General features: G+C 61.6%; 13 protein-coding genes and 1 pseudogene. 2 read left to right on the forward strand and 12 right to left on the reverse strand.

Annotated features, from left to right (window positions below):
- The 3 genes and pseudogenes from QKD99_RS02875 to QKD99_RS02885 all read right to left on the reverse strand — a co-directional run.
- Positions 1 to 787, reverse strand: a pseudogene (locus QKD99_RS02875) (adhesin); the annotation flags it as partial.
- A 773-nt stretch (positions 788 to 1,560) separates the two neighbouring features.
- On the reverse strand, positions 1,561 to 1,884 hold the full coding sequence (locus QKD99_RS02880; RefSeq protein WP_316972044.1) for a malonyl-CoA-ACP transacylase: 324 nt from the start codon (positions 1,882 to 1,884) through the stop codon (positions 1,561 to 1,563).
- 372 nt (positions 1,885 to 2,256) lie between these two features.
- Positions 2,257 to 3,549, reverse strand: coding sequence for an adenylosuccinate synthase (locus tag QKD99_RS02885; RefSeq protein ID WP_005325555.1), 1,293 nt, complete (start codon positions 3,547 to 3,549; stop codon positions 2,257 to 2,259).
- 87 nt (positions 3,550 to 3,636) lie between these two features.
- Between QKD99_RS02885 and QKD99_RS02890 the strand changes: the two genes are divergently transcribed.
- On the forward strand, positions 3,637 to 4,509 hold the full coding sequence (locus QKD99_RS02890; RefSeq protein ID WP_347950659.1) for a hypothetical protein: 873 nt from the start codon (positions 3,637 to 3,639) through the stop codon (positions 4,507 to 4,509).
- A 37-nt stretch (positions 4,510 to 4,546) separates the two neighbouring features.
- Here the strand turns inward: QKD99_RS02890 and QKD99_RS02895 are convergent, their stop codons facing one another.
- Positions 4,547 to 5,761, reverse strand: coding sequence for an FUSC family protein (locus tag QKD99_RS02895; RefSeq protein WP_347950660.1), 1,215 nt, complete (start codon positions 5,759 to 5,761; stop codon positions 4,547 to 4,549).
- Between the two features lie 164 nt (positions 5,762 to 5,925).
- On the opposite strand from QKD99_RS02895, the gene QKD99_RS02900 reads away from it, so the two are divergent.
- Positions 5,926 to 7,005: an HNH endonuclease signature motif containing protein gene (locus QKD99_RS02900; protein ID WP_347950661.1), complete on the forward strand. Its 1,080-nt coding sequence runs from the start codon at positions 5,926 to 5,928 to the stop codon at positions 7,003 to 7,005.
- A 114-nt stretch (positions 7,006 to 7,119) separates the two neighbouring features.
- Here the strand turns inward: QKD99_RS02900 and fbaA are convergent, their stop codons facing one another.
- The 8 genes from fbaA to QKD99_RS02940 form a co-directional block, all read right to left on the reverse strand.
- The gene (fbaA, locus tag QKD99_RS02905) at positions 7,120 to 8,154 is read right to left on the reverse strand and encodes a class II fructose-bisphosphate aldolase (protein WP_239279367.1); all 1,035 of its coding nucleotides are present in this window, start codon (positions 8,152 to 8,154) and stop codon (positions 7,120 to 7,122) included.
- A 146-nt stretch (positions 8,155 to 8,300) separates the two neighbouring features.
- Entirely contained in the window at positions 8,301 to 9,491 is a 1,191-nt protein-coding gene (locus QKD99_RS02910) for a glycoside hydrolase family 76 protein (protein ID WP_347950662.1), read from the reverse strand.
- A 54-nt stretch (positions 9,492 to 9,545) separates the two neighbouring features.
- Positions 9,546 to 10,229, reverse strand: coding sequence for a TrmH family RNA methyltransferase (locus QKD99_RS02915; protein WP_239279369.1), 684 nt, complete (start codon positions 10,227 to 10,229; stop codon positions 9,546 to 9,548).
- Positions 10,216 to 10,806, reverse strand: coding sequence for an orotate phosphoribosyltransferase (pyrE, locus tag QKD99_RS02920; protein WP_005325539.1), 591 nt, complete (start codon positions 10,804 to 10,806; stop codon positions 10,216 to 10,218). Before pyrE ends, QKD99_RS02915 begins: the two co-directional genes overlap by 14 nt.
- 55 nt (positions 10,807 to 10,861) lie before the next feature.
- Positions 10,862 to 12,292 carry a hypothetical protein gene (locus tag QKD99_RS02925; RefSeq protein WP_347950663.1) on the reverse strand — a complete coding sequence of 477 codons (1,431 nt, stop codon included), beginning with the start codon at positions 12,290 to 12,292 and terminating at the stop codon, positions 10,862 to 10,864.
- 93 nt (positions 12,293 to 12,385) lie between these two features.
- Positions 12,386 to 13,243, reverse strand: a complete 858-nt coding sequence (locus QKD99_RS02930; RefSeq protein ID WP_005329334.1) for a sulfurtransferase — start codon at positions 13,241 to 13,243, stop codon at positions 12,386 to 12,388.
- Positions 13,244 to 13,299: 56 nt separating this feature from the next.
- Complete coding sequence (gene clpB, locus QKD99_RS02935) at positions 13,300 to 15,855, reverse strand: ATP-dependent chaperone ClpB (protein ID WP_347950664.1); 2,556 nt, start codon at positions 15,853 to 15,855, stop codon at positions 13,300 to 13,302.
- A gap of 132 nt (positions 15,856 to 15,987) precedes the next feature.
- Positions 15,988 to 17,400 carry a WHG domain-containing protein gene (locus QKD99_RS02940; protein ID WP_284868782.1) on the reverse strand — a complete coding sequence of 471 codons (1,413 nt, stop codon included), beginning with the start codon at positions 17,398 to 17,400 and terminating at the stop codon, positions 15,988 to 15,990.
- Positions 17,401 to 17,568: the final 168 nt, after the last annotated feature.

Raw genomic sequence — 17,568 nt, forward strand, 5'->3', positions numbered from 1 at the left:
CCCGTCCAGATGGATTCGAGCCGTCTCCGCCGTCACCAGGCAAACCAGGCTGATCCGGGGTGAATACGCGCTGATTACCTTTCAGAGATCCGTGATCCGAAGTCAAATTACCTTGAGGTCCGACAATTGTGATGTAAGCACCTTCTGGGGCTTTCGGAATGGAAACCGAAGGATCCCTTTCCAGAATAAACCTTCCACTTCGGTTAGGATCCTGCTTAATGATGAATCCAGTTAACTGAGTGAATTCCTTTGCACTGCCGTTATAGTTTTTCCACAATGCTCCAGCGGCACCGTCAGAGCTGTGAGTCGGATTCAAAATGTGCTCTCGAGTATCGTTTCGCGCACCCCCGACATACTGACCGTTGTCAACATTACTACCGATCAATGCCGCTAGGTAAACAGAGTAATTCGCAACGGTCTGCTTTTCCCCCTGCAGAATTGCATTGTGCATCTTGGTTGCAACGTTAATAGCAGCGTCACGATATTCGGGCTCAATTGGCGCCTTACCAGCATTATTCCTGTCATAGGTCTTCTTGGCATCAATTGGCTGGCGCAATATAGGATCAATACACCAAGCCCAACCGACGTTCATTTTTCCTTCTGAACCATCGGGCTTGCCCGTCCAAACCATCGTTCCCCAATTAGGGGCGTCCGCTGTTGTCACTTGTGGCAGGCCTTTATTGGCTTCGATCGAGAATCGTTCATCTCCGTCCTGCGCCTCGGCCCCTGGGACGTGGACCATGGCCGCGATTACCGCAATTGCAGCAAGCACTGCGGTAAAGACCATCCACCCCTCTCGGGATATATTTCTTAACTTACTCATTCTTTCCTCTTCGAGCGGTACAAATACTTACATTCGTTTTCCTGTACAGCGAGTGTCTTCGCTGAACAGAACCTGAAATTGAGACTTGAACACACTGCGGTTAATCAGGGTTTTGAACCCAACTCTGGATTAACTCTTATCGTGCTCTCAGCATAATATCACGGGAAAATTTAAGGCGCCAGCCAGAAAGCTTTAGAAAACTGCAGGTTATGCAGGATTTCTAATTTCATACCCACAGGTGGATGCACTTATTTCCACGGTTAACCTAGGTTTAAATACGTATGTTCAATGTATCCTAGGCCTTTCTTAAGGTCTGGACACCACACTAATGGCTTAATCAATACTAAGATTAGCTTTAACAAGACCTACGTAGATATTTCTTTACGCTGTGCTTTATCTAATTTCTTGCAAATTTTAGAGAGGGGGGATTGCACGCAATTTCTTCGCGTCACCCCGCTACCATCCCCAGAAAGTTGGTGTTACAGGTGTAGCTGCATGGCATTCGATAAGAGTGTACGCACGTTCGACATTTTAGAAATGTAGTAATCCTTAATCCTTTTGCCTCTCATCTCCAAGAAGGGCTGTGTGAGCGAAAACTCTGCCTAAGGTCGTCACAATCACACTTAGGACCCCCGAATAGGGAGTGAGGGAGAATTGGGCAAAGAAAAATCCGCACGGGCGTCGGCAAGCGGATGCTTTACCGAGGCCGCAGTGCGGATCCTGGAATGAACTAGGCCTTAAAGAACGGCAGTAACCCGGTAGCCCTTTTCCTGCAAGAGCTGGGAAACCGCCTCAAAAGTATCGCCATCCTTGTCCGGGTTGTAGGTCTCCGGGTTCAGGGCAATATGGGCGGTGTCGCCTTCGTAACGGACGCTGATGAAGTCGTAGCCGGCTTCGGCTTGGGCGGCGTCGATAAGCGCCTGCACGTCGTCGTTGTTGCCCTGCCCAGCAACGGCAACCTGCTCCTGCTCAGGAGCCGGCGCAGCCTCCTGCGCCGGGGCGCCCAGGCCGAAGAAGCCCATAATCGTGGCTAGCAGGCCGCTCACAAGCTTGATAATCATTGAAGTAACTCCCTGTGTAGTAATACGCGGGAATAGGGCCCGCGAAAGCTGAAAACTCTCAGTACTTAAAGCAATCTTAACTTTAGCTTAGTGTCTAGTTACATTCAACAGGGAAAGCCTAAATTTACCACGCCATGGCCCTGTGTGCGGTTAAGGGACGCTGAAACACCACAGCGCCCCTGCTCCGTCTCAATGACGGGACACGGGCGCTTTCGCTCAATTAGGTCTCAATCCCTTAGAGGGACCAAGAGCTGGGCAGGGATAGGAACCTTTGCTGTCTGCTTGGAGGGCTAGGAGAAGCATCGTGCAGAGAGCCAGTTCAGCTGTGCTAGGGAGCGGGGCTCTCACACCACCTCGGTGAGGACTACGGCCTTACTGGTCTTCCATCACATCATGACGAATGATGGTCTGGTCGCGGCCCGGACCAACGCCGATATAGGAGATACGGCAGCCAGACAGCTCTTCCAAGCGCAGGACGTAATCCTGTGCCTTCTGCGGCAGCTCCTCAAAGGTGGAGCACTCCGTGATGTCCTCATCCCAGGCCGGCATGGTCTCAAAGATGGGCTCGGCGTGGTGGAATTCGGACTGGGTAAGCGGCAGCTCGTCGTAGCGCTTGCCGTCGACGTCGTAAGCCACGCAGATCGGGATCTCGCCGATACCGGTGAGAACGTCCAGCTTGGTCAGGAAGTAATCGGTAAATCCATTGACGCGGGTGGCATAGCGCGCCACAACGGAGTCATACCAACCACAGCGGCGCTTGCGGCCGGTGTTCACACCAATCTCGCCGCCGGTGGTCTGCAGGTACTCGCCCCACTTATCAAAGAGCTCGGTGGGGAACGGGCCGGCACCCACGCGGGTGGTGTAAGCCTTGATGATGCCCAGCGAGGTCTTGATGCGGGTAGGGCCAATACCGGAGCCTACGGAAGCACCACCGGCCGTCGGGTTAGACGAGGTCACGAACGGGTAGGTGCCGTGGTCCACGTCGAGCATGGTGGCCTGGCCGCCCTCCATGAGCACGTGCTTGCCAGCTTCGAGGGCCTGGTTGAGCTCCAGCTCAGCATCGATAACCATCGGGCGCAGGCGGTCGCGGTAGCTCAGGAAGTACTCCACAATCTGATCCGCCTCGATGGCCTTGCGGTTGTACATCTTCACCAGCATCTGGTTCTTGATATCCAGCGCGGATTCCACCTTCTGGCGCAGGATGGACTCATCAAAAATGTCCTGCACGCGGATGCCAATGCGCGCGACCTTATCGGCGTAGGTCGGGCCAATGCCGCGGCCGGTGGTGCCGATAGCGCGCTTGCCCAGGAAGCGCTCCTGCACGCGGTCCAGGGTCTGGTGGTACGGCGCCACCAGGTGCGCATTGGCGGAAATCTTCAGGCGCGAGGCGTTCGCGCCGCGGGCCTCAAGGCCGTCAATCTCATCAAAGAGCGCCTCAAGGTTGATCACTACGCCATTGCCCAGCACTGGGGTGGCGTTCTCGGACAAAATGCCGGCCGGCAGGAGCTTCAGCTCGTATTTTTCGCCGCCTACCACGACGGTATGGCCGGCGTTATTACCGCCGTTCGGCTTGACCACGTAGTCAACCTTGCCGCCGAGGATGTCGGTCGCTTTGCCCTTGCCTTCGTCGCCCCACTGGGCGCCGACAATGACGATCGCTGCCATTGTTTAGTCACTTCCTCATAATTGAAGCCAAAATACTCTCCAACTTTACACTTTCCCGGCGCAAAAAGCCCGCGTAGCATTGTCCGCATGCGTTTTTTGTTCCTCCGTTGCGGCGCCCCGGGCGTGGCCATGCCTGCCGAAGCCCACGACCTCTCCCCCATCCCTACCCGCAAAGAGCTCGCGCTTATCGACGCCTTCCTCAACCCCCTCCTCCCCACAGACCCCACTCCCTCGCTCGATGACATCGCCGCGCAACCCGACGTTCGCCACCTCGGCGCCCCCGAACCTGCCCCGCAGGCCCCACACTTAGCTGAGCCCGCCCGCATCGTCGTCGCCGGCTCCGACGCCGCCCTCTCGGCCGTGCTGACCCGCCTCATGCGCTCCGACCGCCTCTGGGCCGAGGTCGCTTTCATCCCCGTCCCCTCGGCCGCAGCCTCTGCCCCCTCAACCACCGCGCCGACCGCCTCCCCCGCATCCGCCACATCCGCGGCCGCGCAGAACTGGGGAATTCCCACCTCCCCGGCCGAGGCCCTCGACTTCGCCCGCACGGCCCCGGTCCGCCCTGCGCCGCTCATCCGCAACGATTCCGGCCTCGCCGTCGCGGGCTCCGCCACTATTTCGGACACCGCAAATGGCTCTTTCACCGGCGAAATCATCATCGACGACCACACCCTAGCCGCCACTTCCCCCAAAACCTTTGGCGCGCGCCTCGTCCCGATGACCGACGCCCCCGGCATCCTCGCCGCCCGCGCCACCTCCCCCGTCGAGTCGCAGGGCCGCCTGCGCTCGCTCCTGCGTAAGCCCGGTCAGCTCGACCCCGAATCCGTCAGCACCGGCCGCGCGGTCCAGGCTGGCGGCCCGCAGCTGCGCGTCATCGTCGATTCTGTCCCTCACAAGCGGCCGGTGACCCGCGTGACGTTCTACCGCCACCTGCGCGACCTCCAAATCGTCCGCCCTTAGCTCACGCGGCGTCCTTGTCTGCGCGCGACGTCTTTATCTACGCGCGAGGACGCTTGTCCTCGCGCCCCCACACCTCCGGCGGGTAGGCCGGGTGCTGCGAGGTCGGCACGAGGTGCGCCACAGCCGACTCGCGCGAGAGCCCGCACACCATCAGCATGTCCACCACGATGGAGCGCGTTTGGCCCAGAATCATATAGGCCGAGAGCGTGCCTTCTTTATCGATAATGTCCAGCCCGGCGCGCCCGCCCACGATGCGCAGGCGCTGCACAAGGTCCGGAATCTCAATCGCCTCGTCGTGCCCGTGCTGTTTGCCTTGGCCGTAGAGCTCGCTGATAGCGAGGATGACGTCGGAAAGCTCATCGAGCAACTCCAGCTGCTCCTCCGAAACCTTATCGCGGTCCTCCGTCAGGCCCAGCGCCTGGCGCGAGAGCACGCGCACCCCGCGCACCGCGTTATCCACCGGCATGAGGATGCGCTCCAGCGAGCGAATGCTGCGCCGCGAGGCCCACAACAGCGGCGAGACCTCCGAGGCCTCCCTACCCGATTGCGCCGCGCTCAGCAGAGTATTGATGCTATTTTGCGTACCGCGTACCGCCTCGCGCGCATCGCGGATGACGGCGGGGTCTTGGTGGCGGATGCCATACGTGACGTCGGCAAGAATGCTCGAGGCAATTTTTAACACCTTCGAGACCTCGCGCCGCGCCTCCACCAACGGAGAATTGGGAATCAGCGCAATGGTGATAAGGCCAATGCCAGAGCCAATCATCGCGTCAATCGCGCGGTGCAGGCCGCCTGGGCCCTCTGTGGGTGGGAAAATCGTGGCGATCAAAATCGCGCCAAAGACAATTTGGTTGGTCACCAGCGGCGACTTGGTCAAAAACGAGCCCACCACCAGGCCCGCGCCCACAATGAAGAAAATCTGAAACGGCCCCTGCCCCACAATTTGGAAGAGCAGGTCGCCCACGGCCACGCCAATGATGCCGCCAATCGACATCTCCAACGCCTTTTTCATCCTGTCCCCGCCCGAAAGCCCCAGAATGATGACCGCGGAAATCGGTGCGAAGAACGGCTGCGGGTGCCCCACCACATCGCCGGCTACCCAGTACGCGAGCGCCGCGCCGATAGTCGCCTGGACGATGTAGACAAACCGCGAGCGGATGCGGTTAACCCGCGAGAGCACCGAGCGGTCAATCACCCGCAGCTTTTGCCGCGTTGAGACTCTTTCCTTCGCTTCCGACATGCCCTCCAGCATAGAAGACCGCCCTTACCATCGCCGCCGTCCCCGCGCATCTCGGCCGCCGGCCGGCTTGTGGATAGCTCTTGCCGACGCCCCCTTTCCCCCACCTATCCACAATTTCGCCCTTCCCGGCCGCGCACCGCTTGTTCGGCCCTCGCGTGCCCTTTAGCTTCGGCCGTGTGAACACCGAATTTCTCTTGCTATGCCGCCGCGGCGTCGATCTCGTCGCCGATTTTCAGGGCTGCTCCGAAGACTCGCTCCTCGAGGCCGGGGCCAGCCCCCTTCTGGCTGCCCAGCTCGCCCGCCTGCAGCACGTCTACTTCGGCCGCACGTCCAATACCCGCAAGCAGCGCCTCGCGCGCGATGCCGCCCGCACCCGTGCCCATGACCTCACCACGCTCGATAGCATCGAGTCCTATACCCGCCGCGTGCGCGACACCAGCCGCGCCTGGGACCTGCGCCTAGAACTCTGTCGCACCGAGGCCCGCCTCATCCCTTCTGTGGCCAAGAAGCTCCTCAAGCAGCTCAATCCTCCCCGTCGCCCCGAGCCCGGCGTGCGCTATACCCGCCGCCCCGACGGACCCCACACCATCTCGATTACAGCCGATCCCACCGATATCGCCGATATCAAGGGCGTGCTCTCCTCCGTCAACAAGGACGATCCCCTCGCCGCCGCAAAGAAGGTCCTCCTCGAGGGCAACCCTGGCGCACTGCCGGCCGTGCACACCAACGTCATCCTCACCCTGGACCAGCTCGACCGCATCGTCGCCGCGCCTGCCGACGCCTCCGATATCACCCTCCAGCTCACCAACGGCGCCCGCATGACCGGCGCGCAACTCGTCGCTCGTGCCTTAGCCCAGCGCGGCTACGTCAGCCTGGTCCACCCCGAGCACGGCCCGGTGAACCTGTATCGCACCGAGCGCATGGCCACGTGGAAACAGCGCATGCTCGCCGCAGCCGAGCACCCCGTGTGCGCCTGGCCGGGCTGCAATACGCCTGCCGACGACGCCCAAGTCCACCACCTCACCGCCTGGTCCGCCGGTGGGCCTACCAACCAAGAAAATCTGGTCACCTTGTGCGCGCACCACAACGCCGTCAACCAAGATGACCCCGCCCGGCCAACGGAACGCGGCCGCATGGTACGCATCGACGGCCGCGTCGCCTGGGTACCGCCGTGGAGCAATACCCCGCGCTTCGTCCCCAGCCCCGCTAGGCCGCCAAACCCCAACCACAATCCCACCCCCACACACAACCCCTAACTGCGCCGGCCGAGAGCACGAAAAAGCCGCCTCCCACGCGGGGAAGCGGCTCATTCGGCATGCCTATGTGCGAGGCTGCCTCAACTTAAAGCAGTGTGGAGCAGCTAAGGGCAATTACTTGGAAATGGACTTGCCCACAGAGTGCAGGTCCTGGCAGGACTCGATGACGCGCTCGGACATGCCCTGCTCTGCCTTCTTCAGGTAGGAACGTGGGTCGTAGACCTTCTTGTTGCCAACCTCGCCGTCAATCTTGAAGACGCCATCGTAATTCGTCATCATGTGGCGAGCGATCGGGTTGGTGAAGGCGTACTGGGTATCGGTGTCTACGTTCATCTTGATGACACCGTAGCGCAGAGCCTCTTCGATCTTTTCCTTCTCGGAGCCGGAGCCACCGTGGAAGACGAAGTCGAAGGCGTACTCGTCCTCACCCAGGCCGAGCTTCTTTTGTGCAACCTTCTGGCCCTCAAGCAGGACCTCTGGGCGAAGCTTCACGTTGCCTGGCTTGTAGACGCCGTGAACGTTGCCGAAAGTAGCAGCCAGCATGTAGCGGCCCTTCTCACCGGTGCCCAGAGCATCGATGGTCTTCTCAAAGTCCTCTGGGGAGGTGTAAAGGTTAGCGCCCGCCTTAGCCTGGACGCCGTCCTCTTCGCCGCCGACGACGCCGATTTCGGCCTCGAGGATGACGTGAGCGTTCTTAGCCTTCTCCAGCAGCTCCTGTGCGATGACCAGGTTCTCATCGATTGGAATAGCGGAGCCGTCCCACATGTGGGACTGGAACAGTGGGTTCTCGCCGCGGTCGACGCGCTCCTGGGAGATTGCCAGCAGTGGGCGGACGTACTCATCGAGTACCTCCTTCTGGCAGTGGTCGGTGTGCAGCGCGATATTCACGCCGTAGTGCTTGGCGGCCTCATGAGCGAATGCGGCCAGTGCCTGAGCACCCTTGACCTTGTCCTTCACAGCCAGACCGGAGCCGAAGGCGGCACCGCCGGTGGAGAACTGGATGATGCCGTCGGACTCGGCCTCAGCAAAGCCCTTCAGAGCTGCGTTAATGGTCTCAGATGAGGTGCAGTTGATAGCTGGGAACGCGAAGCCATTCTTCTTCGCGGTATCCAGCATCTCGTTATAGACCTCAGGGGTTGCAATTGGCATGAGTTTCCATCCTTAAAAAGTGGGTTTGTGGTCAAACACGTTCCAGCACCCAAGTATGCCCGTTTCACGAAAATTCTGCCGCAAAAACTGTGTGACATTTTCAACCCGCTCATTTCCGGAGCCAATCCCCCTCTGAAAAGCGTGGATTATTTAGGCATGTGCCGCGTCACGCGAGCGCAGGCCTCCATCAGCATCCACCCGGAGAGTTGCACGGACAGATCACGCTCATCTACGCGAATGATGCCGACCTTCTCACTCATGGTGCGCCGGCCGAAGCCGTAGTTATGTGGCAGGCGCGCATCGGACAACCAGTCGGATCCGAAAATCGGCAGGCCGTCGACCTCGAGGCGGTGCTCCCACACCGACTCGGCCGAGGCCACCACCATGCGCGCGGCCAGCTTTTTCGTCGCGCGGTTGGCGGGGGAATCGCCGGGCAGGCGCACAGCGACGTCGGCAAGATAGCGCATCAAAATTCCCTTAAACAGGCCACCGTCGCCATCGCCGGTCTCCCAGTCCACCACGCCCGAAGGCGTAGCCATGCCCGAAGCCACGGTCTGCACCAAGCCCCGGATGCGGATGATGTAATCCATCATCTCGGAAGCCATCTCGGCCTCGTACACGCTGTCGATGTGCTCCAGATCGCCCACGCCGGCCTTTTCCCGCAGCGCCAGCACGATTTCCAGGCACGCGCCGAGCACTACGCCCTGGCAGTAGGGGTGGATGTTTTTTACCACCTCAGGGCCGTCCATGCGCATGCGGACGCCGTCCATGATGTAGCCGTCGTCGTCAAGCAGGTGGTCATAGATCCAGTCAACGATGTGGCGTGCTTCCTCAATGCGCCCCATCCGCGCGAGCATGATGGCGCCCGGGCCATTGGAGGGCACGTTCATGAAATTCTCGCCCAGGCGCCACGGCAGCACACCAAGCGTTTCATCGAGGCCTTCGTGGATATTGCGCTGCAGGGCCGCGAGGCGCTTGGGCGTCTTTGCCTTCTTCAGTCCTTCCACGCGGCCGAAGGCCAGCGCGAGCCAAGCCTTGTCGTCGTAGTACTTATTCTTGGTCAGCTGCGCGAGGTTGCGGATGCGAATGCCGCGCAAGGTGTCATAGATGCGGTAGCGGCGCACCTTGGTGTTATTGCGCAGCGCCGCATCGACGAGGCAGTCCAGGTAGTGGGCCTGCCACCAGTAGTGCCAGTGGACAAAGAGTTTTTCCTTCGTGGTGGGCGGCCAGCTAACCACCGCTAGATTGGTGCGAGGCAGGCCCCACACAGAGTGCGCGTGGCGCTCATTGATGGCGGCCTCTGCGAGTTCGGCGCGGTGGGCCCATTTTTCTTCCACGGTTCCTCAATCACTCCAGTCGCACGGGTAGATACAGCTAGTGTAGCGATCTTCCTACCAAGAATTATCCAGATCGGCGTGCTGGCGGATCCAGGCGTGCATGGCGATGCCGGCCGCGACACCCGCGTTGATGGAGCGGGTGGAGCCAAATTGGGCGATGGAGCAGGTCATCACCGCGGCATCTTGGGCTGCTTGCGTCACGCCGGGGCCTTCCTGGCCGAAGAGTAGCAGGCTGCGCTCCGGCAGCTCGGCCGTTTCCAGGGGCACGCAACCGGGGGTGTTGTCGATGGCAACGACGGTAAGGCCCTCCTCGGCCGCCCAAGCAATAAGCTTCTCGACGCTCTCGTGGTGCATCAAGTGCTGGTACCTATCCGTGACCATTGCCCCGCGGCGATTCCACCGCCGCCGGCCGACGATATGCACGGTATCGACGGCGAAGGCGTTGGCGGTGCGCACGACGGTGCCGATATTGGCGTCGTTTTCGAAGTTCTCGATGGCGATGTGCAGGCTATGCCGGCGCTTATCGATGTCCTCTTTGATCGCTTCCCTACTCCAGTAGCGGTAGGCGTCGACGACGTTGCGACGGTCGCCTTCGGCAAGCAGCTCTGGATCGTATTTCGCGGCCTCCGGCCCTTGCGGCAGCGGACCTTCCCAGGGGCCTACGCCATGGCGGCCCTCGTTCCACTCGGTCGGGCCCTTGGCCTGGTCGGCCGCGCCATCTGCGTTAGGCGAGGTCAAGGTCGCCCAAGCCCAGCAGGGAGCGGTACTCGAGGCCTTCTGCGGCGATGACGTCGCCGGCGCCGGTCTCGCGGTCCACAACGGTCGCCACGCCCACGACCTCGGCGCCGGCCTCGCGCAGCGCGGCCACGGCGGTCAGCGGGGAGTTACCGGTAGTGGTGGTGTCTTCTACGACAAGAACCTTCTTGCCTTCTACGTCCGCACCCTCGATGCGACGCTGCATGCCGTGCTTCTTGGCTTCTTTGCGCACGACGAAGGCGTCGATATCGCGGCCCTCGGCATGCATGATGGAGGTAGCAACCGGGTCGGCGCCGAGAGTCAGGCCACCGACGGCCGCGAAATCCCAATCTGCGGTCAACTCGCGCAGCAGGGCGCCGATAAGGCGGGAAGCTTCGTGATGCAAGGTAGCGCGGCGGAGATCCACGTAGTAGTCAGCTTCCTTACCTGAGGACAGGGTCACCTTGCCGTGGACGACGGCCAGTTCCTTAACCAGTTCGGCGAGGCGGGCCTTCTTCTCGGCGTCCAAGTTCTGGGCGTGCGCGTTCTGGGCGTTGGTGGTGTGAGAATCCACAGTCATCTGCTCCTTGTTGTGGTTCGGGGACGGCGGCCGGCCGCCGGTATCGGACTCTAGGCTACTCTCCCCGGCGCGGGTCCGATTCCTCGGCCGCGGACTCGCTCGCCGGGGTGGGGTCGACTGGGTTGGGGTCGGCCGCACGGAGGCCATCGGTGGTGGAGTCGGCGGAGGGGCTGTCGAAGATGGAGGCGGCGCGGAACTGCTGGCGCGGCAGGCGGGCGGTATGAGAATCGGGGTTGGGGCGCTCGCGGCCGTCGGCAATGGCGTCTACTTCGTCGCCGCCGAGGGCGCTGTGCTCGACCGGGCCGCGGGTTTCGGAGTAGGCCCGAGACGGCATCTGCAACGGCTCTTCCGGCCGTTGGATGACGGGTCGCTCGAATTCGGGCGCGCCTGCGGTCGGCGCGCCGCCGACGACTTCGACGATGGGCTGAGCGGGAATCTCGCGGGCTGGATCCAATTCCTCAAGGCGCACCACGTGGGTGGCCGAGGAACGCGGGGGGAGGACGCGGGCGGCGTCGGCAAGCAGGGCGAGAGGCGGCAGCATCGCGTCCCATTCCGCGGAGCGCGCCTGCTTCGTGGTCTGCGCCAGGACCCACTCTGTTTCCATCCACAGTGCGGTAACGGCCTCGGGCATTTGCTGGAGGGCGACGTGGACGCGCTCGTCCACCATGCGCTCGGTCACGGCGCTATCCGAGGAATACACATCGAAACCCTCGATGGTCATCGCCAACAGCAGGTCCTCGGAAGCCTTCGCGTCGTCGCGATCGAAACGACGGAAGTCCACCACCATGTCGGAGGCTGCGCCGGTGCGCATGGCCATGACGTTGACGCCATCGATATCCATCAACAGCATCTCGTGGCCGTACACGTTACCGGCGACAATGTCTTTGGGAGCCGCGCCGGTGGAGGCCACTCCCCTGGTCCATTCGTCTACGAGGTAAGGGTCGGCCTTCATGAATTCAAATCCCTTGGCTTCCGCCCAATTGCGGCGCTCGCGGCGCATGGTTCCCGGCAGGATCGGCCGGTGACGCGCGTGGGGCTTGGAAGGTGCAGGGTGCTCGCTCGCGGTCTCGTGGCTCGGCTGGTGCTCCGGTTCGGGGGCCGGCTCGGGTTCGTCAGTTGGCTCAGGTTCTTGCTGGGACGGGGTCTCGGTCGCGGGCTCGGGAGTGAGCTCCGGTGCGGGAGCTGACGCATCTGCTTCGGTGGCCGGGGTAGCCGGGTCAGCGGCAGGGGCACGCTCGGGGGCCACGCTCGAGGCCGAATCGGCAGGCTCGGCCGGGGCAGCGTTTTCGGGCGCGGCGAAGGTGGATGCGGAGTCCGTTGGAGTGGGATCTGCGAGAGCGGCATCAGCGGGGGTGGGTTCCACGGAGCTGGGGTCTGCGTCGGCGGAGGGTGTAGGGGTGGAGGTGCGCTGTTTGCCGTCGTAAAGCAGCAGGGCACCGCCGGCAATGCCGAGAAGGACCGCAAAAGCAAGGATTAGAAAAGCCATCACCCCACGATAGTAGTAGGAACGAGCAAGCCCTCAGCGCTCGGCGCGCGGACGCGGGAGGCTGAGGGCGAAGCGAGGGGCGGACTGGGGCGATTAGCCGTTGACGGTGAGGCGGTCGCCGCGCTCGACGGGGTTGTGGGGGTTGGCAGACCACTGGGACCAGCCACCGACATAGTGGCGCAGGCCGGTGAAGCCAGCGTCTTCCATGGCGGCCAAGGCGAGGGCGGAGTGGTTACCGGAACCGGAGTAGATGATGGCGCCTTGGACGTTGTCGGGGGTGAGGCCGGCGTCGAAAAGCACTTCGCGGATTTCGCCCGCGGACTTCCAGGTGCGCAGGCCATCGTTGTGGAACAGGCGCTCCGGCACATTGACGGCGCCGGGGATGTGGCCGGCCTTGAGGTCAAGGTTCTCGCGACGGCCGGCGAAGCGGTTGCGGGTGCGGGTATCGATGAGCAGGCCATCGTGATTGCGCACGTCATCGATGGTGGCCACGGGCATCTGGCCCGGGTTGACCTCGGCGGTGGCACCAACGGCGAAGTTGCCAGGGCCGGTAAGCGTGGTATAGCCCAGGTGGCGCCAATTGGCTAAGCCGCCGTCGAGGATGCGGACGTTGTCCAGGCCGGCCCAGCGCAAGGTCCACCAGGCGCGGCCGGCGAAAAGGCCACGGCCTTCGTCATAGACCACGACTGGGCGATCCTCGCGGATTCCCCACTGGCGGAAGTGCTCCTGCAGCTTATCCGGATCCGGCAGCGGGTTGCGGCCTACCTGGGAGCCGGGCAGGCCGGCGAAGGAATTGGCGGTATCGCTAAATAGTGCCGTCGGGATGTGCAGGGAGGTGAATTCGTTATAGCTCTGGCGCAGCTGCGGCTGCCAGTGGGTGGCCAAGAGGGTGAAACGCTCGCCGTGATAAATGGATTCGCGGAGTTCTTGCGGGGAGACCAAAATGCTCATGCCCCCGAGTCTAGGGGCATGAGCAGGATTTGGCGCGGCGGGCGCTGTGCGGCCGACTAACGGGCGGCGATGTCTAGCTCGGCGCCGCCATCGGCGACGTCCACGTGGACGGTGTCGCCATCAACGATGTCGCCGGCCAGCAGCTTCTTGGCGAGCTTGTCACCAATGGCCTGCTGGATGGTGCGGCGCAACGGGCGGGCGCCATAGGCCGGGTCGTAGCCGCGCTCGGCGAGCCAGGACTTGGCGGAATCCGAGACCTGCAGGGTCAGGCGGCGGGCGTCGAGGCGCTCGGACAGGCCGCGCAGTTGGATGTCGACGATGCCGCGCAGTAGCTCCTCAGAAAGGGGCTCGAACATAACCACATCATCGAGGCGGTTGATGAATTCGGGTTTGAAGGCCTTCTTCACCGCGTCCATGGTCTCCTCGCGGGTGCCGCCGGCGCCCAGGTTGGAGGTCAGGATAATAACGGTATTGCGGAAGTCGACGGTGCGTCCTTGGCCGTCGGTAAGCCGACCTTCATCCAGGACCTGCAGGAGGACGTCGAAGACGTCGGGGTGGGCCTTCTCTACCTCGTCGAAAAGCACGAGCGTATAGGGGCGACGGCGCACGGCCTCGGTGAGCTGGCCGCCAGCCTCGTGGCCGACGTATCCCGGAGGGGCACCGACGAGGCGGGAAACGGAGTGCTTCTCGCCGTACTCAGACATATCGATGCGCACCATGGCGGATTCATCGTCAAAGAGGAAGTCCGCCAATGCCTTCGCGAGCTCGGTCTTGCCCACACCGGTGGGACCGAGGAAGAGGAAGGAACCGGTCGGGCGGTTGGGGTCGGCCACGCCCGCGCGGGAGCGGCGAACGGCGTCCGATACAGCAGTGACGGCTTCCTTCTGGCCGACCACGCGGTTGCCCAGCACGGATTCCATATTGAGCAGCTTCTCGGTCTCGCCCTGCAACATCTTGCCGGCCGGGATGCCGGTCCAGGCGGAAACGACCTCCGCGATGGTGTCCGGGCTTACCTCCTCATCGAGCATCGTATTGCGCTGCTCGGCGGCCTTGACCTCCGCGGCCGCGAGATCCTTTTCCAGCGGGGGGATCTTGCCGTAGTTGATCTCGGAGGCGAGTGCGAGGTCGCCGTCGCGCTCGGCGATTTCAGCCTGGCGGCGCAGGTCATCGAGTTCTTCCTTGATGTTTTGGACATCATCGATGGCCTTCTTCTCATTGGCCCAGCGGGCCTTGAGCTCGCCGAGCTTCTCGCGCTGGTCCGCGAGCTCGCCTTGCAGGGTGGCTAGGCGATCCTGGGAGGCGGCGTCAGATTCCTTCTTCAGCGCCAGCTCTTCGATCTCCATGCGGCGTACGATGCGCTCCAGCTCGTCGATTTCCTGTGGGGAGGAGTCGATCTCCATGCGCAGGCGGGAGCCTGCTTCATCGACGAGGTCGATGGCCTTATCCGGTAGGAAGCGGTTGGTGATGTAGCGATTGGATAGCTCGGCGGCCGATACCAACGCGGAGTCCATGATGCGCACGCCGTGGTGCACCTCGTAGCGCTCCTTCAAGCCACGCAGGATGCCGATGGTGTCTTCCACGGAAGGCTCGGCGGCGTAGACCTGCTGGAAGCGGCGCTCGAGGGCGGCGTCCTTTTCAATGTACTTGCGGTACTCGTCCAAGGTGGTGGCGCCAACGAGGCGCAGCTCGCCGCGGGCCAGCATGGGCTTAATCATGTTGCCGGCGTCCATGGAGCCGTCGCCAGTAGCGCCGGCGCCAACGATGGTGTGCAGCTCATCGATGAAGGTGATGATCTCGCCCTCGGAGGACTTAATCTCATCGAGCACGGCCTTGAGGCGCTCCTCGAATTCGCCGCGGTACTTCGCACCGGCGACCATGGAGCCAAGATCCAGGCTGATGAGGGTCTTGCCCTTGAGGGACTCGGGGACGTCGCCAGCCACGATGCGGCGGGCCAAGCCCTCCACGATGGCGGTCTTGCCCACGCCGGGTTCGCCAATGAGCACTGGGTTATTCTTCGTGCGACGGCTAAGCACCTGGACCACACGGCGGATTTCCTGGTCGCGGCCGATAACCGGGTCGATCTTTCCCTCTCGGGCGCGGGCGGTGAGGTCCGTGGCGTACTTTTCTAGGGCCTGGAACTGGTCCTCCGGGTTCTCAGAGGTCACCTTGGCAGCGCCGCGGACGGAGGGGAAGGCACCCTTGATGGCGTCATAAGTAGCACCACGGCCGGTAAGTAGCTCGGCGGCGTCGGTCTTAGAGCCAGCGATGGCGGCGAGGAGGACCTCGGTGGAGACGAATTCATCGCCCAGCTCCCCGGCCAACTCCTGCGATTTAGTCAGGACGTTGAGGCCATCGCGGTTAAATTGCGGGTTGGCCATATTGGCACCCTCGGCCTTGGGATAGGAATCAACGAGCTCGCGGGCTTCCTTGAGCACGGTATCCGGGTCTACGCCGGTGGCCTTAAGAACCTGGGCGGCAATGCCGCCTTCTTGGCTCAAGATAGCGGCCAGCAGATGGGCCGGGCGGATATCCGGGTTGCCATTAGAGGAGGCTGTTTGCAGGGCGTCCTGCAGGGCCTCTTGTGTTTTAGTGGTGGGGTTAAATGAGTTCATGTGTGCGTTGCTCCTTCTAAGTTTTATTCACCCACTGTAGGGCTTCACTTAGCACAACGCACCCAGAGTTGAGCCTATTCCACTCAACCTAAATATTTTTGAGCGTGGGGCGCTCAACTTTGCGCAGGACTTTTAAACCTGCTTGTATTCCTCGTTTTCGTGGCCCAGAATCTGCAAGCTATGCGCGATGGCAAAGAAGGATACGGTCACTACCTGAACAAAAAGCGCCCACTTGAGATCTTCATTAAAGGTCTTGAAATCGCCGATACTACACAGATGGGCAATGCCATTGGCGCCGGCCCATACAGCCAAGGCGCTGATATAAACCAGCTGGTCGGTGGGGGTAATTCCCATCTCGATGACAAACTTGCGGAGTAGGTCCATCATGATGGCATAGTTCTTGGTCATACCCTCATGCGAGCTGCCATCACCATTGTGTGGAACGATGGAACCGCTGGCCAGCGCGATAATGGAGCTGAAACGCTCTGGGTACATCATCGCGTAATTAAAATAGGCGGCCGCAACAATCTGCAGTTGGTCTACAGTGGGGGTGTCCTCCGGAAGCGCAGCAAGGCAATCCTCGAAGACCTTGACCATTTCCGTGGTGGTGAGGGTTTCTGCCACCTCACGCAGCGCGAAATCGTTGTCCACGATGGTGGTCAGGAAGTCTTTGGAGGTACCAAGCTTTTCGGCCACGTGGTCAAAGAAGCGGCGGTCGACACCGCGGCGACCAGCCACGCGCAGCGCGGCCTCAATAATGACCTTCTTGGCTTCCTCAGGATCCATCTGCTCAAGGTTATCCGGAGCCACGAAGGGTTTTTCACGCTCGCTGCCCATGACCTTTTCCACAATGCCGCGGGCATCGTTCATAATGGGGCGGCGTTGCGGGATCTGCTTATTCTTAAACCAATATTGCAGGGCATCGACTACGAGGCGATCGACCTGCTTAAGATTGGCGGCGCGAATAACGGCATGTTGCAGGCGCAAGATACCCATCACACTCAAGTGGCCCATGCCGTGAATGACCGACCAGCACGCCAAGGTGATGCGGCCGATTTCCAAAGGCGAGATGTCTCCATCGTGGGCCACGACGGCACCCTGTTCTTCGGCAAAGCGCTTGACGACGTCCAGCGCCATGTCCGCCCCCGGAGTCCCCGACTTTTCTCCCTTGGCAAATTGGCAGACGTGCTCCTCATCCATAGCATCGTACCGCTCGAAGAGGTAGTGGTAGATGGCGGGCTCGTCATGGGCGTAGGCAAAGTAGGCCTCTGCCAGCTGCATGAGGACATCGCCGCCGGAATCACCCTCCGGCAGGTGACGCGCCGCTTCCACCATGTATTCAGACATGCGACGATCCAAGAAGGCGGGGACTTCCGCGAGCATGTCGGCACCGGTGGCGAATTCCTCAGCCACCACCTGTGGCGAGAGACCAGCCTGGTCCGCCACAGATTCCACGGTAACGGCTTGCTCGCCTTCGCAGCCCGCTACATAAACAGCGGCTTCCAGGATGATCACCCGCCTGGAAGCCGCATCTAACTGGTACATCTAGTTCCCCATCAAGACAAAGATTAATACCCGCTAATTCTAACAAAATTTAAGGTACAGGAATAACCCCCAATCGAATGCCCTTTCTCGAGAAAATCTTTTCTCACCGATGTTAACGGTGGTAGCGCGGCCTATAGGCCATGGTCGCGGCCATGAGGGTTTCCACCA

Origin of the sequence: Corynebacterium sp. c3Ub_189 (genome assembly GCF_039907195.1) — a bacterium.
In the GTDB taxonomy this organism is placed as follows: domain Bacteria; phylum Actinomycetota; class Actinomycetes; order Mycobacteriales; family Mycobacteriaceae; genus Corynebacterium.